At 54.4% G+C, this 26,468-nt stretch carries 19 protein-coding genes; 12 read left to right on the top strand and 7 right to left on the bottom strand.

What is annotated here, in order from left to right; all coding sequences use genetic code 11:
- Positions 1 to 38: 38 nt before the first annotated feature.
- The gene (locus tag WBG83_RS09550; RefSeq protein WP_336744786.1) at positions 39 to 1,358 is read left to right on the top strand and encodes an ATP-binding protein; all 1,320 of its coding nucleotides are present in this window, start codon (positions 39 to 41) and stop codon (positions 1,356 to 1,358) included.
- Here WBG83_RS09550 and WBG83_RS09545 read toward each other — a convergent pair.
- Both WBG83_RS09545 and WBG83_RS09540 read right to left on the bottom strand, forming a co-directional pair.
- Positions 1,339 to 2,358: a polysaccharide deacetylase family protein gene (locus WBG83_RS09545; protein ID WP_336744785.1), complete on the bottom strand. Its 1,020-nt coding sequence runs from the start codon at positions 2,356 to 2,358 to the stop codon at positions 1,339 to 1,341. The two genes, WBG83_RS09550 and WBG83_RS09545, sit on opposite strands and share 20 nt — an antisense overlap.
- Before the next feature lie 32 nt (positions 2,359 to 2,390).
- Positions 2,391 to 3,233 carry a DUF2161 family putative PD-(D/E)XK-type phosphodiesterase gene (locus WBG83_RS09540; RefSeq protein WP_336744784.1) on the bottom strand — a complete coding sequence of 281 codons (843 nt, stop codon included), beginning with the start codon at positions 3,231 to 3,233 and terminating at the stop codon, positions 2,391 to 2,393.
- A gap of 323 nt (positions 3,234 to 3,556) precedes the next feature.
- Here WBG83_RS09540 and WBG83_RS09535 point away from each other — a divergent pair, with 323 nt between their 5' ends.
- Complete coding sequence (locus WBG83_RS09535; protein WP_336744783.1) at positions 3,557 to 5,452, top strand: PrkA family serine protein kinase; 1,896 nt, start codon at positions 3,557 to 3,559, stop codon at positions 5,450 to 5,452.
- Between the two features lie 236 nt (positions 5,453 to 5,688).
- Here the strand turns inward: WBG83_RS09535 and WBG83_RS09530 are convergent, their stop codons facing one another.
- Complete coding sequence (locus WBG83_RS09530; RefSeq protein ID WP_336744782.1) at positions 5,689 to 6,765, bottom strand: Gfo/Idh/MocA family protein; 1,077 nt, start codon at positions 6,763 to 6,765, stop codon at positions 5,689 to 5,691.
- Positions 6,766 to 7,055: 290 nt separating this feature from the next.
- Positions 7,056 to 8,234, bottom strand: coding sequence for a sensor histidine kinase (locus tag WBG83_RS09525; RefSeq protein WP_336744781.1), 1,179 nt, complete (start codon positions 8,232 to 8,234; stop codon positions 7,056 to 7,058).
- 271 nt (positions 8,235 to 8,505) lie between these two features.
- On the opposite strand from WBG83_RS09525, the gene WBG83_RS09520 reads away from it, so the two are divergent.
- The 3 genes from WBG83_RS09520 to glgP all read left to right on the top strand — a co-directional run bounded on the left by WBG83_RS09520 (position 8,506) and on the right by glgP (position 14,602).
- Positions 8,506 to 10,230 carry a stalk domain-containing protein gene (locus WBG83_RS09520; RefSeq protein ID WP_336744780.1) on the top strand — a complete coding sequence of 575 codons (1,725 nt, stop codon included), beginning with the start codon at positions 8,506 to 8,508 and terminating at the stop codon, positions 10,228 to 10,230.
- 18 nt (positions 10,231 to 10,248) lie between these two features.
- A complete protein-coding gene (locus tag WBG83_RS09515) occupies positions 10,249 to 12,009 on the top strand; it encodes a stalk domain-containing protein (RefSeq protein ID WP_336744779.1) in 1,761 nt (586 codons plus the stop codon).
- 433 nt (positions 12,010 to 12,442) lie between these two features.
- Positions 12,443 to 14,602, top strand: a complete 2,160-nt coding sequence (gene glgP, locus WBG83_RS09510) for an alpha-glucan family phosphorylase (protein ID WP_336744778.1) — start codon at positions 12,443 to 12,445, stop codon at positions 14,600 to 14,602.
- Positions 14,603 to 15,010: 408 nt separating this feature from the next.
- Here the strand turns inward: glgP and WBG83_RS09505 are convergent, their stop codons facing one another.
- Positions 15,011 to 16,081, bottom strand: coding sequence for a M15 family metallopeptidase (locus tag WBG83_RS09505; RefSeq protein WP_336744777.1), 1,071 nt, complete (start codon positions 16,079 to 16,081; stop codon positions 15,011 to 15,013).
- Positions 16,082 to 16,288: 207 nt separating this feature from the next.
- Here WBG83_RS09505 and WBG83_RS09500 point away from each other — a divergent pair, with 207 nt between their 5' ends.
- Complete coding sequence (locus WBG83_RS09500; protein WP_336744776.1) at positions 16,289 to 17,398, top strand: acyltransferase; 1,110 nt, start codon at positions 16,289 to 16,291, stop codon at positions 17,396 to 17,398.
- Between the two features lie 296 nt (positions 17,399 to 17,694).
- Here WBG83_RS09500 and WBG83_RS09495 read toward each other — a convergent pair whose 3' ends face one another.
- Positions 17,695 to 18,333, bottom strand: coding sequence for an HD-GYP domain-containing protein (locus WBG83_RS09495; RefSeq protein WP_336744775.1), 639 nt, complete (start codon positions 18,331 to 18,333; stop codon positions 17,695 to 17,697).
- A 396-nt stretch (positions 18,334 to 18,729) separates the two neighbouring features.
- On the opposite strand from WBG83_RS09495, the gene WBG83_RS09490 reads away from it, so the two are divergent.
- From WBG83_RS09490 to WBG83_RS22585, 5 genes are all read left to right on the top strand, one after another.
- Positions 18,730 to 20,724 carry a helix-turn-helix transcriptional regulator gene (locus WBG83_RS09490; protein ID WP_336744774.1) on the top strand — a complete coding sequence of 665 codons (1,995 nt, stop codon included), beginning with the start codon at positions 18,730 to 18,732 and terminating at the stop codon, positions 20,722 to 20,724.
- A gap of 272 nt (positions 20,725 to 20,996) precedes the next feature.
- Positions 20,997 to 22,424, top strand: a complete 1,428-nt coding sequence (locus WBG83_RS09485; protein ID WP_336744773.1) for an ATPase domain-containing protein — start codon at positions 20,997 to 20,999, stop codon at positions 22,422 to 22,424.
- A gap of 18 nt (positions 22,425 to 22,442) precedes the next feature.
- Entirely contained in the window at positions 22,443 to 22,670 is a 228-nt protein-coding gene (locus WBG83_RS09480) for a hypothetical protein (protein ID WP_336744772.1), read from the top strand.
- Between the two features lie 300 nt (positions 22,671 to 22,970).
- The gene (locus tag WBG83_RS09475; RefSeq protein ID WP_336744771.1) at positions 22,971 to 23,684 is read left to right on the top strand and encodes an HD-GYP domain-containing protein; all 714 of its coding nucleotides are present in this window, start codon (positions 22,971 to 22,973) and stop codon (positions 23,682 to 23,684) included.
- A 61-nt stretch (positions 23,685 to 23,745) separates the two neighbouring features.
- Positions 23,746 to 24,042 carry a TetR family transcriptional regulator C-terminal domain-containing protein gene (locus WBG83_RS22585; RefSeq protein WP_442955821.1) on the top strand — a complete coding sequence of 99 codons (297 nt, stop codon included), beginning with the start codon at positions 23,746 to 23,748 and terminating at the stop codon, positions 24,040 to 24,042.
- 54 nt (positions 24,043 to 24,096) lie between these two features.
- On the opposite strand, the gene WBG83_RS09470 is transcribed toward WBG83_RS22585, so the two are convergent.
- On the bottom strand, positions 24,097 to 25,425 hold the full coding sequence (locus tag WBG83_RS09470; RefSeq protein WP_336744770.1) for a CotH kinase family protein: 1,329 nt from the start codon (positions 25,423 to 25,425) through the stop codon (positions 24,097 to 24,099).
- Between the two features lie 348 nt (positions 25,426 to 25,773).
- Between WBG83_RS09470 and WBG83_RS09465 the strand changes: the two genes are divergently transcribed.
- Entirely contained in the window at positions 25,774 to 26,136 is a 363-nt protein-coding gene (locus tag WBG83_RS09465; protein ID WP_336744769.1) for a helix-turn-helix domain-containing protein, read from the top strand.
- The last annotated feature ends 332 nt before the right edge of the window (positions 26,137 to 26,468 follow it).

The following is a 26,468-nucleotide window of genomic DNA, read 5'->3' as shown; positions in this document are numbered from 1 at the left end:
TACCATTGGATAACATATTCGTTTTAAAGGAGACGGGCATGTATTTTGTGAATGCAATGTTTTATCAAGGCGTGGGGCTGGTTTATTTTTTGCTGGTTGCCGGTATAACGTTCCTCTTTGTATATGTCATCCATGTTCAGCATCGGGAGCGAGTACGGGCAGAGAAACAATATCGTATGGTCGAGCAGCAGCTTCAAGAGATGAGACTGGGCGCGGCAGGCCGGGAGCAAATGGGGCAGGTTCAGCTGGAGGAGCGTCTGGCGCAGGCTGAAGCGCGATATCAGCGTTTAATTGAAGAGCTTCCCAAGCCGGCTGCCGTCATCCAAGAACGGAACTGGGAATACGTGAATAATGAAGCGCTGCGGCTGCTTGGAGCGGAGGAGGCCGGGCTTGCCGGGCGGCCGGTTACCGAATGGGTTGCGTCCGAGGATTTGCTGTGCTTCAAGCACTGGCTGGGGGCGGTACAATTGGCTGCCGGTCTTCCGGAGCCACCGGGGGCTGCCTGTATGCAGCTCCGCATGGTATGCGCCGATGCAGCAGTAAAGACAGTAGAAATGAAGGCGCTTTCTATATGGTTCAAGGACAAGCCGGCGGTGCTGCTGCTGATGTGGGACATTTCGGATAAGAATGAAGCACTGAAGCTGATGGTGCAATCCGAGAAGCTGACGATGGCCGGACAGCTGGCGGCGGGCATTGCCCACGAAATTCGCAATCCGCTCACCTCCTTGAAGGGCTTCCTGCAGCTGATGCACAAAAGCACGGATAAGCGGGAACAATACATGGAAATTATGCAGGAGGAGCTTAGCCGCATTGAGCTGATTGTCGGTGAGCTGCTGATGGTGTCCAAGCCGCACGAAATGGTGTTCCGGGTGAACAATATCGGCAAAATGCTGCGCAACGTCGCGCTGCTGCTTCATTCGCAGGCGATGCTGAATAATGTGGAGATTCATCTGATGGTGTCCGGCGAGCCTATCTGGGTGCGGAGCGATGAGAATTCATTGAAGCAAGTGTTCATTAATATGCTGCAAAATGCGATGGATGCCATGCCCGTCGGCGGGGTGATTCGGCTGGAGGCGTTCGAACAAGACGGGCAGGCTGTTATCCGGGTGGCTGACCAGGGCTGCGGAATTAAGGAGAGCGAGCTGAATAAAATCGGCCAGCCGTTTTTCACAACGAAGGAAAAAGGGACAGGTCTTGGCCTGACGGTCAGCTTCAAGATTATCCACAGCCACGGCGGAACCATTCAGATTGACAGCAAGCCCGGCGAGGGGACGATATTTACCGTGGCGCTTCCGCTGTCCCCGGAGGGATTGCCAGGGGAAGTGAACAATACGCCAGCTATTTCAAACGGCGGATGAACGATGGCAGGCTCTGGTTCCCGTCGACGAAGATGCGTTTGAGCTGCAGCGGCTGCTGGCCCGGGTCAGTGAAGCCCTGATCGATCGTGAAGGCGTAGCGGAAGCCCTGCTCCTTCAGAATCGCCAGTGTCTGTTTATTGTAGAGGCCGTAAGGATAGCAGAAAATATCGGCGGTCACGCCAAGCTGCGCTTCGATTAGCTTTCGGGCCTCGATAATTTCCTGGGCCTGCCGCTCGGCATTCAGCTGATTCAGCTTCGGATGGCTCATGCCGTGGGGCATAACGTCCCATCCGGCCTTCTGCATTTCCTTAACCTGCTCCCAGCTTAAGTACCCTGGCTTGTCAACCCAGCCCGGGGTCATAAACAAGGTGGCATGAAAGTCATATTTCCGTATCAGAGGCATGGCCGTTTCATAATTGTCGGTATAGCCGTCGTCAAACGTCAGGAGAACTGGCTTTGCCGGCGGCTTTTGCTTGTCTTCCATGATATCGGTAAATTGCTGCAAGGTTAGTGTGGTGTAGCCTTCTTCGGCCAGGTAGCTAAGCTGGGCCTCCAGCTTGTCGGGGGTTAAGGCTGCGGGATTGCCGGGGTCGATGGCGATGCTGTGGTAATTCAGAACGGGAATGCGGACCTTCGCCTGGTTCGGGTTATAGACCGAGGCTGTAACGCTAGGAGAGCCGGCCGGCGGGATCGTGAGGCTCGTGGCGGATGGGGCCGGATCTGGAGCCGGCAGCTCCTTTGAATCAGAGGCGGCGGCGCTGCCTCCGGCCGGAACTCCGTCATCGGCGGGAAGACGGTCTGCCGGGAGAGCGGGATTGGGCATAGACGGGCTGGGGCTGGGCGCAGGATTGGAAAAAGCGAGCGGCGCCTGCAGGTATACGGCGGTTTCCTGCGTCAAGACGCTCTCTGCCGTGTTACCGCCGGGACTAGGGCTGCAGCCGGGAGCGGCAAGCAGCAGCATGAGGCACAACGCGGTGAGTACACCGCCTGATTTGGTCATAAGGAAGCTCCTTTCCTTGAGGGAATTTCCGGTTAAGGGGAGGGAGTGCGCTTGGCCTCCAAAACGTGGGCGAATTGCTGCAGCGCGTCTTCTCCATGCGGCGTAAGCCGGTATACACCGCGTTCCACACGTTCAAACCAGCGGTACACATTGCGCCGCAGCATCAGGGAAACCTTGCTGCTTCCCGTTAGCTCGCGCAGCTGCTTGGGGCTTAGCGGTCCCTTGCGATGCAGCCATTCCGCGCATTCCAGCGCCCGTTCCCGGTATGCGGTGACGAGCTTGGTTTTTGTGCTGCCGCCGACGTTGTAGTCGCCGCTTCGCTCACGGAACTCCGAGACGAGGCGGGCGGTCCGGTGCTTCATGGGCTTCAGGGAGGCGCTGAACGCGGTAGGCACAACCGGTTCCTGCCCGGTGGAATCGGCGTCTGGAGAAGCGCTTTCAACCGCTTCCGGGTTCGCGCTTGCCGCCGCAGCGTTGGCGGCTGGTGAACGCTCTCCCTGCCGACAGGCGCCCTCCGGTTCGCACAGCAGCTCTACGAACGGCTTCTTGCGGCTGTAGAAGCGAACCGTCAGCAGTCCGAGTCCAAGCATCCGGCACAGCCGGGTAAGCTCGCTCCATTTGAGGCCGTGCGGCGCGCGGCCGTTCTTGCCTGTTTCCACCGCAAGATAGACCTGGGAGGATTGTCTGCGGCGGTCCAGGCCTTGGACCAGGAGCGGCAGGTTTAACGTTTTTTTTAGCTCGACAATGACCGGCTCCTCTTCGCCGCGAAGCGCCACCAAATCACAATGTCCAACCTCCCCGCGCACCTCGTAGCCGCGTGCTTCCCAGAAGCCCTTGACCGGCGCGTACAGGTCGGTTTCCTTACGAACGGGCATGTACTACAGCCCCTTTCTGCGAGTCTATGCCTAGAAGACATTGTCATTATAGCATGTTTGTCCGGCGAAAGACCGCGCAATTTGTCAAGCATTTCCATATAAAAATTCCGGCAACTTATCCAAGTGGGGCGCATACATATTTAGTACACCAAACGAAAGAGAGAGCCTACAGAGGAACGTCAGATAGAATACGTTTTGCCCGGCAGGACGTGAAAAGCATGCGCATGCTCTAAGGAGACAAAATGCCATCTCACGGGACGGCACGGCCCCGGGCAGCAGCAGGCTGCCGTTTCGATCAAGGGCAAAACCCAGAGGAGGTACCCATGGACATTTTTAGAAAAATTGCCGATCATCGTGCAGTGCGGGAGAAGGAAGCGTGGACGGGCACGTTCGCGGAGTACATTGAGCTGGTGCGCAAGGACCCCAGTATTGCGCGAAACGCCCATGCCCGGGTATATGACATGATTGCTTGGCATGGCATTTATGAGGAAAACGGGCAGAAGAAATATAAATTTTTCGAGCAGGAAATATTCGGCCTGGACCGGACGCTCGAAAAACTGGTGGAGGAATACTTCCACTCCGCCGCACGGCGGCTGGATGTCAAGAAGCGCATCCTGCTGCTCATGGGCCCGGTGAGCGGCGGCAAATCCACCCTGGTGACCATGCTCAAACGCGGTCTGGAGCGGTATTCCCGAACACCGGAGGGGGCGCTGTACGCCATTAAGGGATGTCCGATGCACGAGGAGCCGCTTCATTTGATTCCGCACGATCTGCGTCCGGAGATTGAGCGGGAGCTGGGCATCAAAATCGAAGGCAACCTGTCTCCGCTGAACCAGATGCGGCTGCGGACGGAGTATGACGGGCGGATTGAGGATGTTATCGTCGAGCGCATCTTTATCTCCGAGGATGACCGTGTCGGTATTGGAACCTTCAGTCCGTCCGATCCGAAATCCCAGGACATCTCCGACCTGACCGGCAGCATCGATTTTTCCACCATTACCGAATACGGCTCCGAATCGGACCCGCGCGCTTACCGCTTCGACGGCGAGCTTAACAAAGCCAACCGGGGGCTGATGGAGTTCCAGGAAATGCTCAAGTGCGATGAGAAGTTCCTGTGGCACCTGCTGTCCCTGACGCAGGAAGGGAATTTCAAAGCCGGGCGCTTTGCCCTCATCAGCGCGGATGAGCTTATTGTCGCCCATACGAATGAAGCGGAGTACAAAGGCTTCATTGCCAATAAGAAGAATGAAGCGCTCCAGTCGCGGATGATCGTCATGCCGGTGCCGTATAACCTGAAGGTATCGGAGGAGGAAAAAATTTATAAAAAGCTCATTGAACAGAGCGATATGCGTCACATACATATTGCTCCGCATACGCTGCGGTCAGCTGCAATCTTCTCTATCCTGACCCGGCTGAAGGAAACGAAGAAGCAGGGCGTCGACCTGGTCAAAAAGATGAAAATGTACGACGGGGAATCCGTCGAGGGCTTCAAGGAAGCCGATTTGAAGGAAATGCAGAACGAGTACCTGGAGGAAGGCATGACCGGCATCGATCCGCGGTACGTCATCAACCGGATCGCGAGCGCTCTCATCCGCAACGACCTGCAATGCATTAATGCGCTGGATGTGCTGCGCGCCCTGAAGGATGGACTCGATCAGCATCCGTCCATTACGAAGGAAGAACGGGAGCGGTTCCTGAACTTCATCTCGGTGGCCCGCAAGGAGTATGACGAGCTGGCCAAGAAGGAAATTCAGAAGGCGTTCGTTTACTCCTATGAGGAGTCCGCCAAGACGCTGTTTAACAACTACCTCGATAATATTGAGGCCTACTGCAACTGGGGCAAAATTAAAGATCCGCTGACCGGGGAGGAGATGGATCCCGATGAGCGGCTGATGAGGTCCATTGAGGAGCAGATCGGCATTTCCGAGAATGCCAAAAAAGCGTTCCGGGAAGAAATCCTCATCCGGATGTCCACCTATTCCCGAAAAGGACGCCGGTTCGACTACAGCAGCCACGAGCGCTTGCGGGAGGCGATTGAGAAGAAGCTGTTCGCGGATCTGAAGGATATCGTCAAAATTACAACCTCGACCAAAACACCGGATGAAAGCCAGCTTAAGAAAATAAATGAGGTGACCAAACGCCTCATTGACGAGCACAACTACTGCCCGGTATGCGCCAATGAGCTGCTTCGTTACGTCGGGAGCCTGCTGAACCGGTAAGCGTCGTGTCGAGCACGGATGATGACGCACTGCTTCCGGTGCGGCGTGGAGCAGCAGTACGTGCGAGCTGGCAGCTGTGCGCCCCGCCATCTTGCGCGGCCTGCAGCAGGATGGCGGAAGCCCCTGCCGATGCCGACAAAATCGTATAAAACAGCAGCACCATGCCGGCGGTTGGTTCCTGACCAACCGTCTGCACGGTGCTGCTGTTTTTTGCAGGTAAATTTGTATTGCTCTGCCTATAAGGACCAGTCGAGCTGCACTTCCCGTCCGGTCCGCGACGATTCATAGATGGCGTCCAAAATGAGATTGTTGGTCAGCCCGGATATCGCGTCCGTCAGCGGCGCTTGACCGTCCCGGACGCAGCTGACGAAGTGGCGGGCCATCCGCAGCCGCGCTCCTTCATCCCCATCCGGCGGTGACAGCTCCCGGTCTACCAGCTGTCCGTCAGCCGTTTCATGGAGCAGCTTGCCCCGGCTGCCACGAATGGCCGCTCCGCCTTCGGTGCCCATCAGATTGACAAACGGCTCGCTGTCCGTATCCAGATGGGCGGCCCAGCTTACGTCAAGGGACAGGATGCTGCCGTCCTCCATTTTGATTAGGGCCGCAGCGATGTCTTCCACATCATAGAAGCCGTCCCAGTTTGGGGTGCCCCAGCTGCCGATGCCGCGTTTTTTCGGCCCGAATTCCGCATAGGTGGAGCCGTACACGGAGACCGGCTTCGGATTCCCCATCAAATACAGCGACAAATCCAGCATATGCACCCCAATGTCGATGAGCGGCCCGCCGCCGGACATCGCTTTCTGGGTGAACCAGCTGCCCCAGCCCGGGATGCCCTTGCGGCGCAGCCAGCCGGCCTTGGCGTTGTAAATACGGCCCAGCGCTCCCTGCTGCATCTGCTCCTTGACCTGCAGGGCGACCCATTCCCAGCGCATCTGATGCGGAATCATCAAGGTCGCGCCGGTATCGCGCTGGGTCCGGACGATGGCTTTGGCCGAAGCGACGTCCAAAGCCATCGGCTTCTCCAGAATTACATGCTTGCCTGCCTGCATCGCCTCCATTGCAAGCGGAGCATGCCACTGGTTCGGCGCACAGACGATCACTGCATCCACTTCCGGATCGGCCAGCAGCTCCTGGGCCGTGCGGGGCTTCTTCGGAATAGCGAATTCCTCCGCCCGGGACTCGGCAAGAGGGTAATAGGTGTCGGTAATCGATTCAATCCGGATGTCCGGAAGCTGGGTAAACGTTTTGATATGTACGCTTGCAATATTGCCAGCCCCGATAAGGCCGAGCCGCAGCGGTTGGTTGGTTGTCACGGGAATCCCTCCAGTTGAGAAGTACGTTGATTAAGAAGCAGGCAGGCGGGCGGCTGACTGCTGCAGTCTTGAACATCTGTGAGCCGGTCCGCACGACCATCCCGGCACGTTAAGCATATGACATTGCCCCCCGTCATGTGACTTTAACCGCGTGCTGGGAGAAGTGTACGGTCTGTCGGGGTTCGATCCGCCGTTTTCCGGCAGCGGGGCAGTCTCCGGGATTTAAGCATGCTGGATACATCTGCCCCCGGTCAACCGAGCCGGTCTGCATCGCCTGCGCTGTGCGGCAGCTAAGGAAACAGCTCCACGGTGGATACGGCATTCACCGGATCGGTCTGCTTGTTGAAGGACAGCGTGAATACCGTCTCTCCCGTATGCGAGGTGAAATCGATACCGCCGCCATGCTTATCCATAATTTGTTTGCAGATAGCCAGTCCCAGGCCGGTGCCGTTGCTTTTGCCGGTCACAAACGGAGTGAAAATGTTCGTTTGCATCAATTCCGGAATGCCGGGACCGTTGTCTCTGATTTGCAAAAATATGTATTGTTCATCCTCATTGCTGCTTAAGATGATTTTGCGCGGATGAGGCATAGTCGATAAGGCGTCGATGCTGTTGTTGAGCAGATTTGAGATGACCTGCTGAAAGGACACCTTCGGAACGGAAAGGGCCGGATGATCGCCGAAATCAAGCTCTACCTCGATGCTCTCGCTGTCAAGCCGCGGATGGTTTAGAATGAGCACGGAATGAACGAGGCTCGGCAGGTCAATCAGCACCTGATTCTCCTCGTGAATGTTGCTCTTCGAAAAGCTGAGGAAGCCGGAAATTTGCCGGTACAGGTTATCGAATTCATTCTCTATGACATCCAGATAGCGCGGGATGCTGGTGCTGGCGTCCGAAGGCAGATTGGCCCGGATAAGCTTGAGGAAGCCTTCGATGGCTGTCAGCGGATTGCGCAGCTCGTGCGCCATGCTTGCCGCCATTTTGCCAAGCAGGGTCAAGCGTTCCTTGTGCTGGAGCGCGGAGTTTTCCTCAACGTTTTGTACAGTCACCGCATCAAACGGGTTCAAATAAGCGTTCCAAATGATGCTTTGCAGCTGATCCAGCCTGCGGTGAATGACAGGAATGGTCAAATGGAGGTGCTTCAGATCCAAATCATGCTTCATTACAAACGGCCAAATCTGGTCCATGAAGCATTCCCGCAGCAGATGCGAAATTTTGAGGACGTCGATAATCGGCGCCTGCACGCCAACAAGCTCCAGCAAGCTATGCTGCAGCGCAGGGAAGGCTGAATTCTCTTCTATCGGGGTATCGAAGTCAAACAATATATCCAAAAAAAGCTCGCCTATGCGGCGAAGTGGGGGAGTATGAGGGATTTCTTGGAAATGGTTGTCAATCGCCAGAACCCACAATTGAATAATCTGGTCCTTGCTGACAAGCCAAAACTGTTGTAGCAGCTCTCCGGTTTGCATACATGCTCCTGTCCCTTCTTATCCATCGCTGTGCTGGATCTAAGCGGGTTTATACAATGATAGCGATTACACATAATGAATTTTATATTATTATACCTTATTTAGAATGGATTTTGGATGGGAAAAATGGAAGTTTTCATTCCGCTTCATACACATGGATTGGAAACCTTGAGCCATAAATGCGCGTATTATTATTTTGGGATGATTTTTGATATGAATCATGCTACATTGGGAGACAAAGTGTTCATTTATAGAAAGGAGATTTAAGCTCTTGAAGAAGAAACATCTACTTTCTTTTACGCTGGCTTTGGCGATTGCCGCTGCCCAAGGGCAAGCGGCATCGGCTCAGGTATCCGGCACGACGCTGCAGCTGCAGCTGCTGGACAAGCAGTTGTCTGCGTCAGTGAATGGTTCGGCCGTATCGACGGAAACGGCGGCACAAATTGTGGACGGAAGCTTCTACATCCCGCTGCGCTGGACCTCACAGCAGCTTGGGCTGGAAACAAAATGGAATGAGGAACGCATGACGGCGGGGCTGACTACGCCGAATGCGTATTTGGAGTGGGATTTGGCGCGCCAAACCGTCAGTGTCAACGGGTCATCAGTGCCCTTGGAGGAAACTTCCTTGATTAGCGATGGCGTATTGCTGGTCAAGCTGAGCTGGATTGCGCCTTATTTGCAGGTGAACTATGCTTTTCAATCTCATCCTGCCCGTGTAGATCTGACGTATGTGCAGCCGACCGATACGGCGTATCGCGAGTCGGGCTATTCCGAGGATTTGCAGCGGAATTCGCGCCCCATCGCTGTTTTTGTTCCCGATAAGCCGTTTTACCGGCTCGGTGAGCCGGTTTCTTATATTGATTTGAGCTATGATCCCGATGCCGAAGGGCTGCCGGAATATAAGTGGTCGGGGAACAAGCCGGCTTTCTTTGAGCCGGGGACATACACTGTGTCCTTGCAGGTGCGGGACGGAAACGGAAATTGGAGTGACACCGCGGTTCAAACGGTGAAGGTGACCGATGAGCCTTATTTAAGCAAAGCCGAATTCCCCTGGTATACAAGCCAGGCCGGCAGCGTGATTAGGGAAGCATCCTCCTCCGGTCCATGGGAACATACGCTGGCCGGCAGCCCTCCGCTGCTTGGCGTCATCTCGAGCTCGAAGGAACGAAAACGGATCAGCAGCGGCGAGAATCAGGTCATCCGGAGCACGGGCATGCTTGGACAGCAGGCTTTGAACGGCAAAGCCCGCTTAACCCTGCATCACAGCAATGGGATGCACCGCAAGGTAAATGTCGCCACAGTGCTGTATAATCCGGATTCGAGCAAGACCCGGACCGTACAAATCACGCGCGAGGGTCTGCTTCAGCCGACGATCCTGCATCAGGCGAATGCCAGAGAAGCGGCTGTCAATTTCATCACTCAGCCGGGATCGGGGGAAAGCATCGAGGTGAAACCCGGTCAAACGGCTGTGTTAGATCAGGTGACGCTGGAGCCGGGACAAGGCTTTGCGGCGATTCAGGATATTGAAACGGATGGCCAGGCCGAAATCGGCTTTGTTGTTTTCGGCGAGAACGAAATCATGAAGCCGTACAGCGCCCTATTCACGCCTTCGGTTACTAAGGCTGTGTATGAAGCTTCAGAAATTCATTATGAAGCGAGTCTGGACCGGACCAATCTGCCGGTGCTGTCCACATGGACGCCAGGCTTGTCCCCGGCTGAAGACAGAGGCATGGTGTATTCCTTGAACCTGAAGCACCCGCGTCCGTCCGTGATTGCTCTCCGGGCCAAGGAAGGCTATGTCAACGGTATTGTACGGGTTAACGGCCAGGTGCTGGCTCTGCCGCAAGGAGGCTTGACGGATCAGGACGGCGCTTTCGTGGTTTACCGGGCCGAGGGGCTGGAGCCGGATGTCAAGATAGAATGGCTGGCTGCTCCCGGAACTACGTCTGCAGTGGAGTGGATTTTTTATCCGCTGGATGAAAGAAGTAAACGATAGAGAGGAATATATCCGCTGATGAAACCATTGCGTCAATTGCTGCTGACCCTTTCTGTGGTTATTGCCTTCGGGAGTTTGGGCGTGAGTGTCTCCGCCGCCCCGGAGGATAGCCATTTGCTGCTGTATCCCGGCAACACGGCAGCCTATATGAATGGAGAAAAAACGGAAGCCGGAGCGGCTCCGCTGGAGCGGAACGGCAGCTATTACTTGCCAGCCTCCGAGCTGACCGTATGGTTCGGCGTGCCGGTCAAATGGAACGCCGAGAAGCGAACAGTACAAGTTACGACACCGAAGGCGTTTCTGGAATATTCGCTTGCGGACCGGACCGTTCTTGAGAATGGCGAGATCCGCGAGTGGGGAAATACCGCCCTGCTCGAAGAGGATCGGCTTTATCTGGAATTATCCGCGCTCCAGCCCTATATCTCCTTTCAGGCGAATGCCGATGAGGATTTGAACCGGATTGAGCTGCGCTATATCAAGCCGGAAGCGGACCGGACGCTGTTTACGAACGATACGGCGCCGAACGTCAAGCCCGTCGCCAAGTTCACGGTCGATAAAGAAGCATACCGGATTGGCGAGCCGATTCATTACAGCAATTTAAGCTATGATCCGAAGGGGACGGCGTTGAAGGACATTCAATGGATCGGGAATGCGCAAACGATTTTTACCCCGGGCTTGTACAAGGTTTCTCTTACGGTCAAAGACAGCTTCGGCAATGTAAGCAACACGTATTCCCGCAACATTCTTGTCAAGGACGAGCCTTATTTGGATGAATTCGAGCATCATGTATACCACAAGCCGGTAGGCACTTATGTCCGCGAGGAAGAAGAGGTGCTCCGCAAATATTTGCGCGGCATTCCGCAAATCCCGAAGATGGAGCGAAAGCCTACCGATCGCCCGCTTATTGTAAGCGACAGCCCGGAGACGTTTACGGAGAAGGGGATTTTGTATCAGGAGCTGGTTAACGGGAAAGCCCGGCTGTATGCGACCCATGTCAACGGGATGAGCCGGAAAATGAAATTCGCCATTATGGTCCGTAACCATGATCCGGCTCGCAGCGTTACGATCAAGACGACGAACCAAGGGGAAGTATATCCGTCTATTTACGCCAACCTGATTGGCAATGAACCGACGATTGAATTCCTGCAGGGAAGACGGGCGGAGGAAACGCTGGTGCTCCGGCCGAACGAAACGGCATATTATAAGGACATGCCGGATTTTTATCCTGATCAAGGCATGAATGTGCTGTATGATGTAGAAACCGACGGCGAGGTAGAATTCTCCTTTGTGGCGATGGATCAGGAGGAGGGCCTCGATGCACTGGATTCACTGCCGAAATTGGCCTACAAAGGCAATGTACGGGGGACGTTCGTCGGCTCAGAGGTGTACTGGAATATCAATGCTTCCTCGATTACGAAGCCGTCCAGCTTCGCCATCGGCGACGGAACCTCGGATATATTTGTAAAGGGAACGGATTATATCAGCAAGGAGCCGTCCCTGAATCTGGGCAACTACGGCGTCGTCTACAAAATTCATATCGATGCACCGCCCAAAATGTCGGTGCTCGTTCTCCCGCGGGGCGGCGTGTTTAAAGGGCCGTTCCTGGTGAACGGCAAGGTTGTACAAACCCCGCCTTCAGGAGTCATGGTCGACTATCAGGGATATACAATCATTGCCAGAACGAATGGAACCGAGCCGTCCCTGGATTTGGAATTCTCTCCGGCTTCGGGATCGGCGTTCCCGATAGACGTTATTTTTTATCCGCTGACGCAGGAATAAATGAATATCTTCCATGGATGTTAAGCAGCCGGGTCCTGACTGTAAGCAGGATCCGGCTGTTTGGGTTGGTATGGATTTTACAACAACTATGGTCTGGGCCTGGTTCGTCCGGATTGCGTGGTTTGACCGACTGCCTTCATGCAGCAATGCATCGCGCGCTGGGAGCTGCGGGCGGTGCGAACGGTTTGTTGTCTCCCGGTTTAGCGAGAGGAGAAGGAAGCCTGCGAATCAAGGATGATAGAGAAAGGAATATACCAGTCTCATTTATTGAAGCCCGGTACAGTTTGATGCGATGATGACGGGGAGAACGGACGAACCGCCGCTGAAAATGTCCGGGCGCATGCACATGACAAAACGGGCGGCATATGGTGTAGGGAGCAGCGAATCGTTATACCCTGGCAGTGACTAAGCATAATTTCGAGGTGATGGGGTTATGACCAGCAAGGTGGCGTATTTTTCCGCTGAATTCGGTATCGATGCGGCTTTGCCGATTTATTCGGGGGGTCTTGGTGTGCTGGCCGGAGATCACATTAAAGCGGCAAACGATTTGGGGCTGCCTTTAATCGGGGTTGGGATCTTTTACAGCAGCGGGTATTTTCAGCAGCGGATTCGTGAAGACGGGGTACAGGAGCATCATTACCCGCCGCTTGATACCTCCAGGCTGCCGATAGAACAAGTTACGGATTGCGAGGGCCGGCCCTTACTCATACAAGTGCCCGCTGCAGGGCGTCAAATTGCTTTGAAGGCCTGGCGGGTGGACGTCGGGCAGGTTCCCGTATATCTTCTGAACTCGGACGTGGAGCAAAATCATGATGATGATCGCAGGCTCACCGACCGGCTGTATGCCAGCGACCCGGATATCCGCATTAGCCAGGAGATTATTCTCGGGATTGGCGGTGTCAGACTGCTGCAAGCGCTGCAAATCAAGCCGGCGGTGTGGCATATGAATGAGGGGCATTCGGCATTCTCTACCCTGGAGCGTATCCGCGAATATTCGGAGCAGGGGGTCACGTTTGAGACAGCTTTGGAGGCGATAAAAGCCAGCACCGTATTTACGACGCACACCCCTGTTCCGGCCGGTCACGATGTGTTCTCCCTGGAAAGGATGGACCGGTATTTCGGTGATTATTATTGGCAGCTGGGAGCGGAGCGGGAGAAAGTGCTGGCCCTCGGATGTATCGGGGAACAATTCAATATGACGCGGCTGGCGGTCAGCACGTCATCCAGGGTCAATGGAGTCAGCAAGCTGCATGCTGAGGTGACCAAGCACTTATTTCATGAGTGGAAGCCTGTTATTCCAGCCCAGGACGTTCAGGTGGACGCGATTACCAACGGGATTCATATCGGAACCTGGCTGTCGTCCGGCATGCGGAGCTTGCTTGACAAGCATTTGGCAGCCGGTTGGGAGGGGAGGCAGGCTGCCGCACAGACCTGGGCTCCGGTCCGGAATATCCCGGACGGGGAGCTGTGGGCGGCACGGCGGCAGGCCAAGGACAAGATGCTGCAGGAGCTCGGGCTGCCCGTCTCCCCCAGGGACATGCTGCTTGTCGGCTTCGCCAGACGCTTCGCAACGTACAAAAGAGCGCTGCTGTTATTTGAGGATCTTGACCGTCTCGATCGCATCGTGAATGATGGAGCGCGGCCGGTAAGCTTTATTTTTGCAGGGAAAGCCCATCCGGCGGACGGACCGGGACAGGAGCTAATTCGCCGGATCGTGGAGATTGCCAGGCAGGAGCGGTTTAAAGACCGGATATTCGTAGTAGAAAACTACGATATGGGCCGGGCCAAGTGGCTGGTGCAGGGTGTGGATGTTTGGTTGAATACACCCGTGAGGCCGATGGAAGCCAGCGGCACGAGCGGACAAAAGGCGGCTGTAAACGGCGTCCTCAATTGCAGTGTAAGAGATGGCTGGTGGGATGAGGGCTATAACGGACGCAACGGCTGGGCCATTGAAGGGTCGTTGCCCGGGGATGAGGGAGCGCGCTTTCATCATGACAGCCAGGCGCTATACCATTTGCTGGAGCACGAGATTATTCCGCTCTATTACCGGCGCAGCCATGAGCAGGTGCCGGAAGGCTGGGTAAGCACGATCAAGGAAGCCATCTGTACGCTGGCCCCCGAATACAACACGCATCGTATGGTTCAGGATTACTGGAACCGGATTTATGCTCCTGTCGGAGACAGAGGCAGCAGATTTGCTGCCAATCAGCTGGAAATAGCCGGAAAAGTCGCCGCGTATAAAGCGTTTGTCCGAAAAAGCTGGCCGCTGGTAAAGGTGCATGGCTTGTCGATTTCCTCTGGACAGGCGACCAAAATCGGGCCCCCGCAAACTGTGATTCAAGCGAATGTCCAGCTTGGTCCGATATGGGATCGGGATGTCCGGGTAGAAGCGGTAGGCGCTGACGGTTACGGGGGGATTGTGAAGGTGGAGCTTGTGAAATCCGGGGAAGCGGAAAAGGGGTATTACACGTATGAGGCTGTGGTGATGGATACGCTGGATCAGCTCTGGCAGTCCACCGCCAATGTGAGGGTTACCCCTGTCAGCTGCGATTTCAGCCATGACTTTGAGATGGAACTGGCTGCCTGGGGATAAGCGGCAGCTCAAGCAGGAACAACTACTGCGCATCACAAGGCAGTAACGTTAGGCTATGCCGATCCGGACAGGGAGCAGCAATTCCGCACGCGCGCAGCTCCAGCGCGCGGTGTTACGCTGCATGACGGCGGTCGGTCAACTACATGCTGTTATCTTCACGAAAGGCCGTGCATTGCGACTGGTCGCGGTCATGCGGCATCACAACACCACTCCGCGAGCCGGGCCAAACGAAGCGAAAGCCGCCGGTGTGGTTCTCCCCCCCGTCAAGCAGACCAGAATGGTTCGACCGACCGCCACGCAGTGTCGCAACGCGCGCTTGGGATTCGCGCACGTTGGACATAAAGAGACCGTTTCTCGGTATTGCACCGGGGAACGGTCGTTTGGTTTCTTCTGAAACGATGGCGCGTCTTATTGGGCGGAGCCGGCCGCCACGGCATCCTCAAAGTACTGCTCCAGCGTAATCTCCCGTTGCTGCACTTCCGCGGCAATGTCCGCTCCGACATAACGGATGTGCCAAGGCTCATAAGCGTAGCCTGTCAGCTGCTCCTTGCCTTGCGGGTAACGGATAATGAAGCCGAATTCGGCCGCGTGCAGGACGAGCCACTTGCTTTCCTTTGTGCCTGCAAACGATTCGTCCAGCGCATACCTCACGTCGGGAGAGGATACGTCAATAGCGAGTCCCGTCTGATGCTCGCTGGTGCCGGGAATGGCGCTGTATTTGCGGGCGTTTTGTTCGCCTTGTGTTTTGACATAGTATTGAAACAATGATTTTTGGGTCGCATAGGAACGGTAGGCGGATACGCCGGTCAAGGACAGATTCTCCTTTTTGGCCTGGGCGAACAGCTTTTCCACCGCCTGGGCGGCTTCCTTGCGCATCAGCTTCTTCTCGTTTTTCTCCTTGAAGGAAAAAGGAATGCTCGGCTCCACCAGATCGGACGGGGCGTAATTCTCAGGAAGCTGGCGCTGTTTGTTGACAACGAGAGCGATGTCGGACGTATTGGTGATTACGGCCTCCCCTTTGCTGTTCACAGTAACCGTGTCCTGCAGGGAGGGCTTAATCCGCAGCGGCAGCTCTGCAGTCTGTCCTTGATAGGTGACGGTTATGGTGGCTCTGGCACCGGTCTTGGCGGTTTCGGCTGCCAGCACCTCCGCTGTTCCGGAGGCGACGGAGGCTGTGCCGGGCGGCTCCACGGCAAACTGAAGCCCGGGCAGCTTCGACAGATCGAGACGGGTGCCGTCTTTTTTGGTTCCATATACGGTTAAGGCTTGTCTGGCTCCCGGCCCCATGCTAAGGCTTGCTGAGGCAAAAGCAAGGGAGGTGATGCTGTCGCTTGCTTTGCCTTCGGCGGGAACGCGGTTCGTGTCTTGCGGCGAATCGCCTGACTGGCAGCCGCCCAGCAGCAGCAGTGCTATTAGGGCAGCCGCCATCGTCGGGGACGGGCGGAAAAAATACCATAAATAAGAACGCGGCGAGAGCAATGTCGCACCTCCTGGATGTACATGTATGGGAGTATTATATCATGGCCGATCCGTGGAGGTTAAATTTTGAAGAGTCGCTTGAAATACCATCTATTTACCAGCAAAATTCGACAAAAAATTCAGCAAGCTCCCGCAAGAAGTGCTATACTTGGTAGGGCACTTTTCTTTACATGCGCTTTACATTTGAGCAGGGGGTCAGGTTAAGCAGTGAAATCAAAACCGAAGCTGATAGAGCTGGATATTGTCCGGGCTTTCGCTATTTTGGCGGTGCTGTTCATTCACGGCACTTCCGAAGGCATTGTGGATATGCCGCAAGGCACGCCAGCACAGCTCATCTATTTAAGTGTCAACAAGGTCAGCAATTTTGCGGTGCCGGTATTTTTGCTGCTGAGCGGCATGGTTTTATTTTATGCGTATCAGGGCGGGTGGAGCTGGCGGCGCGCCGCCGGATTTTACCGGAAACGTCTGCAATATATCGTTGTTCCGTATTTAATTTGGTCTATGCTCTACTACTTGTTCCATCAGCGCCTGGCGGGCAGCGAGCTCCGGATCGACTGGCGGGAATATGCGGATCTGCTGCCGTGGGCCGACGCGAATTACCATTTGTACTACGTTATCATTATTTTGCAAATGTATGTGCTGTTCCCGATTGTTATGACGGTGATGGAACGCTGGCCGCGGCTGAGGCCGCACCTGATTTGGTTGGGGTTTGCCGTGCAGGCGCTTTTCTTCAGCTATGGGCACTGGGTGGAGCCGATTCCGAATTCGCCATCGCTGGCGACATCGTATTTGGGAGTTTTCTTGCTGGGCGGTTATATCGGCTTGAACTATGAGGCGTTTGTCCGCCATTTGCCGCGGCTGCTGCTCTGGGCGGTGCCTGCAAGCCTATGTATGGGCGCAGCGTTGGCGGGTTTCTTTATCCTCGATCAATCTGGCATCGGCTTGGGACAAATCTTATATGAGCTTCTGTTTAACGCATATCCGGTTGCCGCTTCTGTAGTTATGATTGGCTTGGCGCGCAGGCTGCTCAGCCGCAGGCCCGCGCTGTCGCGGATTCTGCTCTCGCTTGGCGCAGTCTCGTTCGGTATTTACTTGCTGCATCCGATGGTACTGACGATATGGCGCGTGAATATGACGGCAGATCGCTTCGGGATGGAGCAGTACCATCTCCTTGCGGCGGGGGCTCTTGTCACAAGTCTTGTTATTCCCTGGCTTCTCGTGCTTGTGTACCAGCTCGTGACGAAACGGCTGCGGACCGCATGGCGGCGCAGGCTTCAACCTGAATCGGCCGGACAGGCCGCATCTCACGGCTCCTGACAGTTACCTGTCGGGGGTTTTTTGTTGTCTTATTTAAAAATCCTTTAGAAATGGGGTTGATGAGTAATCTGGGCATGTGGTCGACCGACCGCCGTCATGCAGCGAAACACCGCGCGCTGGGAGCTGCGCGCGGTGCGGAAAATGCAGCAAACGCCGTATGCACTGGAGCCCCGCAGGTTAATGTGGCAGAGCGGCGGTGCGGCTGGCACAAGATCGCTACCTGGCTAGGTGAATGATGGATGTATTTGCGCTCCAGCTTCGGCGCATTCTTTGGCTTGAGAGCAGGCTGCGCTTCTTTACTTATGTTCTCTGGATGGGGCGGCTTCTCCAAGCTTACGCTGAATCACAGCCTGGAACAGCTCTACCGTCTCGGCGTCATACATCATATCTGACCACCGGAACAGCTCCTCCAGCGCTTCACGTTCAGACAGCGGCGATTGTCCGTACTCAGGCCGGCAGCGGGTCATCCGGTCGAAGCTGTCGGCAACCCGGAGGATGCGCGCCGCTTGACAGATCTCATTCCAGCACAGACTGTTCGGCAAACCGGTGCCATCCAGATTTTCCTGGTACTGCTGCACGGCATCGATATGGACAAGCTCTTCCAGCTTCCACTCCCGCAGAATGCCGGCAGCAGCTTCCGGGCACTGATCGCCGATCCGGGCCTGAAGCGCGGCTGAGGCACGGGTCGTTTTTTTCCAATCCGCCGACGGGTCGATTTCGTGAAGCAGCGCTGCGCGCATCAGCCGCAGCCGTTCCGGCTCATTCCAGTCTAGCTCCTGGGCAATGATATTACAGTAATAGGCCACCCGTAAGGAGTGATCGTACCGGGCTTTATTCGTTCGTTCCTGGCGCTTGAGCAAAAATTCCATGTCTGGATGTCCGATACGTCTGCGCATTGTTTCCAGTTCCCCGTAGGTCCACATGGATAATTTCATTAAGAATCTACTTCCTTCCAAACCTCATTTTCCTTATTATGCCCTAGTGAATGGTTCAATTCTATGACCAATGCTTCTTATCTTCACGAAAACTGCTCCTATTCGACCGAATAGGACAACTTTCTTAAAAAAAACGTCCCCCACCAGAAGGAGTTTTGTCGCATGCTGGAGAATTTATCAATTGATATATACTGATTTTAACGGCGGGGTGAGTGGATGAGACAGCTACTGCCGAAGTTGACTGGATTATTGCATGCGTTTTCGGCATCATGCGGACTTCCACTGTTTGTAACCGGACCTGATGGTGGTGTGATTGCCAGTTCCTATACTAATCTTTGTTTAACTCCGGTTGATAATAACGGGCCAGCTCCGTCCGGGACGGAGCCGTTCGAGGGGATGGGCCCGGACGGAATGCCCCAGGCGATGGCCAAAGCGCTGCTGAATGATTACGGACGCAGCCGGGCAACGATAGAGCTTCAATGCAAAACGACGGCGGATGCACGCCAATCCCTGCTTTTTGCCCCTGTCTGGGTGGACAACAAGCAGCCTTTATTTGTATGGTCGGGTTTTTTGGCACCTTATCGTACAGGTGCGATATCGAACACGGAAATGCTGCTGCACGGGGATGTATGGGATGAAGGACGCATCCGCAGCGCCCAGGAGCAGATCGATCAGCTTGTGGAGTTTATCGGGGATTTGTGGGCTTCAAATAAACAGAAAAAGGTCACGGAGCAGCTTCTGGGCCCCATGCGGCAGCTCGCCCGGATGACCCAATACGATACGGATGTATTATTGAAGCAAAGCCTGGAGATGCTGCAGGGCTTCCAATTCGTAGGCATCGCCAAAAAGATTGACGGGGACCGCTACCAGGTGGTTCAGGTTGCCGGCTCCGGAAGCGCTGCCGCTTTATTGCAGCGGGAGTTTTATATCGGAGAAGGGCTGCTGGGGCGGGTGGCTGCAACAGGGAAGGGCGAATACTTGGAGGACGCCTCCGACTACTTGTCCCTTGGCGTTCTGAGTGTGCTGGCTGAATCGCTGCAGCGGCTGTTCTGCTACCCGGTCCGATCCAAGGGGGAGTCCCAAATCTTGTTTTTCGGGGGCGGAAGCGAGACCGCGGAGCCGCCGTTTTCGGAGCTTCTGCCGTGGCTTGCGCAGATGTACGGAAGATATCTTGGCCTGGTTGAGGATCGGACAGAGCTGGAGAGCAAGGCTCACCATTCCTTGATCCGGCTGTCCACCTTGCTGGATATTAGCCGCTACTTAATGATGGACGATATCGGCACCCGGAACATTCTGTATGTGCTGGTGGATATGAGCTTATCGATTGCAGAAGGGGGCTTCGCGGCCGTTCTTTACAAGAACAATCCTGGCTCCGACCAGTTCTCGCTATTCTCTCGTGGCCTTCCGGCCGAATTGAGCCGGGGCTACAGCCAAGAGCTCACGGCTTGTTACTTCCAGCCGGGGGCTTCCGGCCCGGAATTCAAACAGCCGGTCATCCGGGATTCCGCGGTGCTTGGCCTGGTTCTGGAGGCGCCCTTGCAGCCTTACAAGCAGCTAAAGGGTGTGCTTAGCGTGAAGCTGACAACCGAGCAGCACTATGAGAGCATCAAGCCGTTTTTTTACGGCTTCACTATTGTTGCCTCCATGGCGCTTCAGAAGGCGGACGAGCAGTCGGAGCGGCGGGATCAGACCATTATGGCGCTTAACAGGGCCGTAGCCCGCTGGGATCAGGAGGCTTACTCGTACACCCTGCAGCTCGGTGAGCTGGCCACTTCCTTCGCCGACTCGCTGGATTTGACGGACGAAGTGAAATGGTCCATGCGCAATGCTTGCCTGCTTCAGCCGTACTCGGCAGAGTTCGTGGCAGAGCAGGGAATCGGAGCGGAGACAGTAACGATTCTGCGTGAAGCTGAACGGCTGAAGCGGGGCGAAGCTATCGGAACGGTCAAAGTGGCCAGCTCCTCCGCGATTACGGCTGCGCAGGCGCTTCATCTTGTGCGGCTGCATCTGGAGCAGAAGGACGCTTGTATCGCAGGCATTGATCCTTCGCTTGTGCCGCTTTCCTTGCAGCACGCGTTCCAGCATTTCCTGCATAGCAGCAAGGTGGTGGAACAGCAGTTTGTGCTGCCGGGACCTTCCGCCGTGAAGCCGACCGTGTCCCAGGATGACCGGATTAAGCTGCTCCCGCTGCTGACGGCCAGAGAGATGGAGGTTCTGGAGCTTATCGGGCAGGGGCACAGCAATAAGGAAATTGCCAAGGCACTGTTCATTAGTGAGCATACCGTCAAAAATCATATCAGCAACATGTTTCACAAGCTGGAGCTGACCGACCGGAATCAGGCGGTAGCCCTTTTGTATGAGTGGCGTTATACGCACGCTTCGGAATCGTAGACCGGAAGGCTTATGAAAAACAAATTGAAAAAGAAATTACATTCTATTTCAGTAAATGAATGGTTTTCATTTCCGTGAATATGGGATATGCATAGGAAATACTTCCTACTCCTATGCTGATGTCCTCCGGTTAACTAAGAAGACCGAGCCATGTTCAGTCTGGCATCCGCCCCGGTACAATGGCAATATATCGCGGACGGCAGACCCTCATTGGCAGCCATTGGTGACTGGACCAATTGAGCGAACAACGATCCTGAAGCGGAGGTTAGCCCATGAATATGACGACAGTAACAGGAATCCCCGGGCTTGACTATATACTGAATGGCGGCATTCCTACGCATTCACAAGTGGTGCTGGAAGGCGCTCCGGGTACAGGAAAAACGACGCTCGGCATGCAGTTTTTAATGCATGGGGCCGTTTCTTGCGGAGAGTCCGGATTGTATATCACCTTTGAGGAGCTTCCAGCCATGATTTACCGGAGCATGGAATCGTTTGGCTGGAACATTCGTGAACTGGAGCGGCAAAATAAGCTCCAGGTCATCTGTATTTCTCCCAGCGTCTTTATGAATGAGATGATGAGCGCTGGAAGCACGGTGTCTCGGATTTTGGAAACGATGTCATGCCGGCGTATCGTCATTGACAGCGTTAGCTTGTATAAGCAGTTCGCTGAAGAAGCGCCTTCATTTAGGAAAGCGTTTTATAGCCTGACCAATCTGCTGCGCAAATTTCAGATTACTTCCCTGCTGATTAGCGAGAACCAGAGCAGTCCCGAAGGAGAGGCTCCGGTGGAGCATTATGTCGCTGACGGAGTGATTCGCTTGTCGCTCAAGCCGTTTCAATCGGAATATCGACTGCGGAAGCTTGAAGTGCTGAAAATGCGCAACAGCAAGTTTCTGGAAGGTGAACACGCTTACAGAATTATGAATAACGGGATTTATGTGCTGCCGACCATGACCATGGTGGAAGAAATGGCGATGAACGACAAGCATGACCGGCTGTCCACCGGCATTGAAATGCTGGATCGGGCTTTGGGCGGAGGAATTCCGCGCGGCTCCGTGTTTGCCATTGATACGAACAGCAGAGCGAATTACCGTTATATGTTGAATTCAATTTTTACGAAGGCTATGGAGAGTAATGTCAATTGCGTCATTCAATTGTCCAGCCTGACCAATGTGAAGCAATTTATGGCGATGATGGGCAAATATAATATTCCAATTCGCGAGCTGCTGGAGGATGGCCGTCTCCAGTTAATTGAATTTTACAAGCGGTTGGAGACACCGGAATCGGTAGACTGGGTTAGTGATTTGAGCGGTCTGCAAGGGGAGCAGCTGCTGGATTCATTGAACATGGTAATTGATAAATGCACGAAGAACGCCGCCCTTGAAGGCAAGGAAATGATGCTTAAATTTGATTTGTATTCCATTGCCAACGAGCAGGGAATTCAGGCTGCGCTTCAGCTTTTCAGGCAAGAGCACAAGCGGGCGCTCGCAGAAGGCCATACCTATGTTTTCCTGTGCAATTTCTCCGAGATGCAGCCGGAAGCCGCTTCCGTGATTAAACGAAGCTGCAGCGGCGTAATTCGCACGTGGGTGGATGAGGTGTACCAGTATGTGCAGGTCGTCAAATCGCCGCTGGGCCGGATTACTCCCCCAATGATGGTGGAGAATATTGAACAGATCCCATACATCCGATTGCTGTAGATATAAGGAGAGAAGGCCATGGAGGAACGTCATCGCTTGACCCTCAATATGGAATGTGTACTGTTTTTTCAACAAAATCCGTATACGCTTGAGACTGCAGACGGCATTGCTATGCGGCTGGGCCGCAAGCGTCAGGATTTGGAGCCGGTACTTCATCAGATGGAATCAAACGGCGTCGTGCAAAAAAGCGGACAAGAGCCGGACGCCATTTACCGCTATGTCAGCCCTGATGTGTACAGCAGCTAGCCAGCCTGACCCCGGATATTTATAGCCGCCTCTCCATTGTGGAAGGCGCTTTTTTGCTTTGTCCTCGTTTTTCCCCCGACACTGGTCGGAGCAGCTGCTTCCCGGATGCATGATGGCTGGATAATCTGTCGCACGGAATTGCAGTCGAATAGGGAAGGCTTCCTATCTTCCGGGTTATGCATGAATTAGGAATGCCTCCTGATACCATCTTACGCGATATCCTTCTATACTAAATGCTGGACATAAAGCGACGATGGGGCGGACAACAATTGAATAATTCCATGGGTTGGGGGAGAACGAATGATAGTCAATGAGGAGCCGAATGAGCAGCTTCTGCATGAGCCTGAGCGGACGTATATCGAGTTAATTCATCGGATGGGCCGAGCGGCCGAGTACCGGGACCCGGAATCGAGCGGTCATATTGAACGTATCGGACGATTCTGCATGGAAATGGCCTTTGCCGCAGGCATGGAGCCTGAGGATGCAAGGCGAATATACTATGCCAGCTCGCTGCATGATGTAGGCAAAATCGGTATCCCTGATCGCATTCTGTTGAAGCCGGGTCCGCTTACGGCGAAGGAATGGAATATTATGAAAACCCACACCACGATTGGAGCACAAATATTATCGGGAAGCACATCAAGAATGATTCAAATGGCTGAGCAAATTGCGCTTACGCATCATGAGAAATGGGACGGGAGCGGTTATCCGTTCGGCCTGTCCGGCCAGCATATTCCGCTAACCGGGCGGTTAACGGCGATTTGCGACGTCTATGATGCATTAACGAGTGAGCGGCCGTACAAGCGGGCCTGGAGTGAAGAAGAAGCGCTGCGTGAGATGGCCCGGGGACGGGAAAGCCATTTTGACCCGGAGCTGCTGGATTTGTTCTTTGATCTGTACCCGCGGCTTCTGGCGCTGAAACAGAGGGCGGGGCAGGGAGCCCGGAACGAGAGTGCGGTCGAATCCGAACAAGTGGAGCCGGGCGCTGAAGCGGCATCGGAGCCAGCTTGGTAGAAAGCCGTTCCAGAGCCAGGCGCTGCCGGACGGCGGAGTGAACCCGTGAGCTGGGAGGCGTATTCAGGTTCGGCGGGGCTGCCGAGCCTGGATCTACTCTAGGGCCGGCGGGCATACGGCAGTAGAGCTCGGGTCCAGAGATCCGGAGGCGATCGGGAAGACGCTGAACGGTTTTACGAAAACAGAGCAGCAGCTGGCGGAGCTGATTCAGCAAGGGCAACAGAGCGGGGAGTTTGCCGCCGGACTTCATCCGGAGCAAATTGCCGAGAGCCTGCACAATTCGCTGGTTGGTCTGCGTGTGATGGCGCGTACTCCGCCACGAAAGGAAAGCTGTGGCGCATCGCTGAAGCAGCAATGAGCGTGTTAGAAACCTAATTTTTTTACAACTTTGAGAATGAATGTTCTTGAAGATTTATCCATGAGAATGCATGAGTCCGGTGAGAGAGCAGAAGCTTGTCGGAGGAGCGGATTCCAAATGAAACACCTGTCCCAGTAAGGAGGACAGGTGTTTTATTTGGTATCTTACAGCATGGAGCTGCCATGGAATTGAACTGAAACGCCCTTTGTTATTATCCGCTGCTTTCCTGCTAAAGCTGCTTCCTGCGGAACATAACGATGAACAGGCAGGCAGCAGGAGGATGACGACGGTCACGCCGGTTTCAACCGCTTTTTGAACACTTCCTTGCGATTGTGATGCGGTGCTGCCCATGCCTGGCATACCGCCGGGACCGCCACCTCCGAATCCGCCGCCACCCATGCCACCTGGACCGCCTTGGCCGTTCATACCACCGGGGGCCCCTTGGCCATTCATCCCGCCGGGAAAGCCGCCCTGGCCGTCCATAGCTCCGGGCACACCGGGCATCCCGGCTTGGCCCTGAGCATTACCTTGTGCTGCGCCATCAGCGTTTTGTACGGCTTGCGCATTGGGCCGGTCTTGTCCTTGGCCGTTCATACCGCCCTGGCCGCCGGGTCTGCCGCCGTCCATTCCGGTACTGCCCATGCCTGCCCCGGTTCCCGAGGAAGGCAGTGTCCCGTCGAGCTGCTTCTGCACATTCTCAACCCGGGAGGCAGTGAACGGAATGAGGCCCACAATATTTTGCACATCCTGGGTCAAGGACTGCTGGAACTGCTCATAGGTATAAAATTTGGTCGGGTCCTTCTCCACCGAAGGGCCGATTAAAGCGGCAAGTTCATTCACCCGCGCCTCGAAATCGTCGGGGTTCAGATAATCAATCACCTGCTGTACATATTCATGGTACGTCGCTCTATACGCATCATTGGCGAGCAGCTTGGCGACCAGCGGCCTCTCGGCCACCGCTCCTTCCGTCGGCTCATCAATCATCATCTCAATCAATTGCTGCTTGCTGACTCCCATGGAGAAGCCGGCAAACGACATATTAAAGTCCCAAGGCAGGATCGAGAATATACCGTTATCCTCGTACAAATAATAATTGTGCATTTTGCTGCCCTGATAGCTGTCCATGTTCGCCAGCACCGTGCTGACGGCGAAATAGCGCAAGGCCGCGTCGAAGTTCATATACTTTTCATAATCGGACCCGTTGTTAAGCTCATTGAGCATATCCAAAATAATATCATCGTTCGACGATTCGGATTTCAGATTCAGGCCCTGGTAGGAATCAATATTGTCATCGATCCATTTCAGGTCGCTGCCCGTACCATCCGGCTTGTACAAAGCGCCGTAGGCATTGTCGAAATTCCGTTCCAGAAACGACTCGTTCACCTGCTCAACTCTTTCATGCGCAGTTCTTTGGGGAGGTCAAGGAATGGTTATCCTGTCTTGTTATTAGCGATTTTGCTACTTCTTTCGGAAACGCAGTTCAATACTGATCATGAGGATAATCCATGTCCCGCCTAACACTACAATGACGGATCTGACAGCAGGCGATACTTCCGCAAGCCATAGCAAAAGCATAAGGTTCACTTTTCTATTCCTATGGCATGGTATAAAATCCTATCGGCAAGTTAATAATATTACTTATAAGTAAAGTTATAAATATATTTTTGTTTATATACTCCTGTTTTGGGGTTGAGTCCTTCCCCTACCCTTATGTAAAAGGGGGAGTAGTACGTGGCTTCGAATTTTTTGAAGTTGGTCGGGGAACGGATTCGGTACTTGAGAAAAAAGAAGGGATTGACCCAGGAGGCGCTGGCGGAAAAAGCGGGTATCCATTACAGCTACATGTCTGGAATTGAGAATGCGGATCGGAATATTTCGATGGAAACGTTGGAGAAAATTATTGCAGCCTTGGATGTCGCTCCAATGGAAATGTTCCAGTTCCATGAACTGGAGTTAGAGGAAGGGCGAGCGGAAGCCGCAGAAGCCCTGAGTGCTGTTCATTCGCTATTGGCGGGACGAAGCGCGGCTGAAATATTAACTGTACTTCGTGTCGCGAAAGAGATTTTTGCAGCCATCGACGCAGTTAAAAAATAGAGTCCTTCACATGTCTTCTGTGAGAGTAACGGGCTCCAACCAAAATTGAATAAAATAGGCGCGTGTTCAATCAAAACAAAGATGCCAGAAAACCCACATGGTTTTCTGGCGTCTTTGTTTATGTCTTTTTGGCGGGGTGATGTTTTCTTTTGGCCCAGTGAGGAGCAGGGGGCTTCGGTTTAGAGTACGGCCTTGCTTTCTAGTCGGTCCTCCACCCCAGGAGCGTTTCGATTGCGAAAACACAGCACGCACCCATATAGGGTGCCACTCATAAGCGGCGAAAACGGCGGCGGCGTTCACTTGGTTTCAATCCACGCACCCATATAGGGTGC

The sequence above is a fragment of the Paenibacillus sp. y28 genome, assembly GCF_037137075.1.
Lineage (GTDB): Bacteria > Bacillota > Bacilli > Paenibacillales > NBRC-103111 > JBBBNV01.
This window is presented reverse-complemented; position numbering and strand designations above follow the sequence as displayed.

What these genes read in the sequence shown, in the direction of transcription:
- WBG83_RS09550 (WP_336744786.1), top strand. Translation starts at nt 39, where the DNA reads ATGTATTTTGTGAATGCAATGTTTTATCAAGGCGTGGGGCTGGTTTAT.
- WBG83_RS09545 (WP_336744785.1), bottom strand. Translation starts at nt 2,358, where the DNA reads ATGACCAAATCAGGCGGTGTACTCACCGCGTTGTGCCTCATGCTGCTG.
- WBG83_RS09540 (WP_336744784.1), bottom strand. Translation starts at nt 3,233, where the DNA reads ATGCCCGTTCGTAAGGAAACCGACCTGTACGCGCCGGTCAAGGGCTTC.
- WBG83_RS09535 (WP_336744783.1), top strand. Translation starts at nt 3,557, where the DNA reads ATGGACATTTTTAGAAAAATTGCCGATCATCGTGCAGTGCGGGAGAAG.
- WBG83_RS09525 (WP_336744781.1), bottom strand. Translation starts at nt 8,234, where the DNA reads ATGCAAACCGGAGAGCTGCTACAACAGTTTTGGCTTGTCAGCAAGGAC.
- WBG83_RS09515 (WP_336744779.1), top strand. Translation starts at nt 10,249, where the DNA reads ATGAAACCATTGCGTCAATTGCTGCTGACCCTTTCTGTGGTTATTGCC.
- glgP (WP_336744778.1), top strand. Translation starts at nt 12,443, where the DNA reads ATGACCAGCAAGGTGGCGTATTTTTCCGCTGAATTCGGTATCGATGCG.
- WBG83_RS09495 (WP_336744775.1), bottom strand. Translation starts at nt 18,333, where the DNA reads ATGAAATTATCCATGTGGACCTACGGGGAACTGGAAACAATGCGCAGA.
- WBG83_RS09490 (WP_336744774.1), top strand. Translation starts at nt 18,730, where the DNA reads ATGGGCCCGGACGGAATGCCCCAGGCGATGGCCAAAGCGCTGCTGAAT.
- WBG83_RS09485 (WP_336744773.1), top strand. Translation starts at nt 20,997, where the DNA reads ATGAATATGACGACAGTAACAGGAATCCCCGGGCTTGACTATATACTG.
- WBG83_RS09480 (WP_336744772.1), top strand. Translation starts at nt 22,443, where the DNA reads ATGGAGGAACGTCATCGCTTGACCCTCAATATGGAATGTGTACTGTTT.
- WBG83_RS09475 (WP_336744771.1), top strand. Translation starts at nt 22,971, where the DNA reads ATGATAGTCAATGAGGAGCCGAATGAGCAGCTTCTGCATGAGCCTGAG.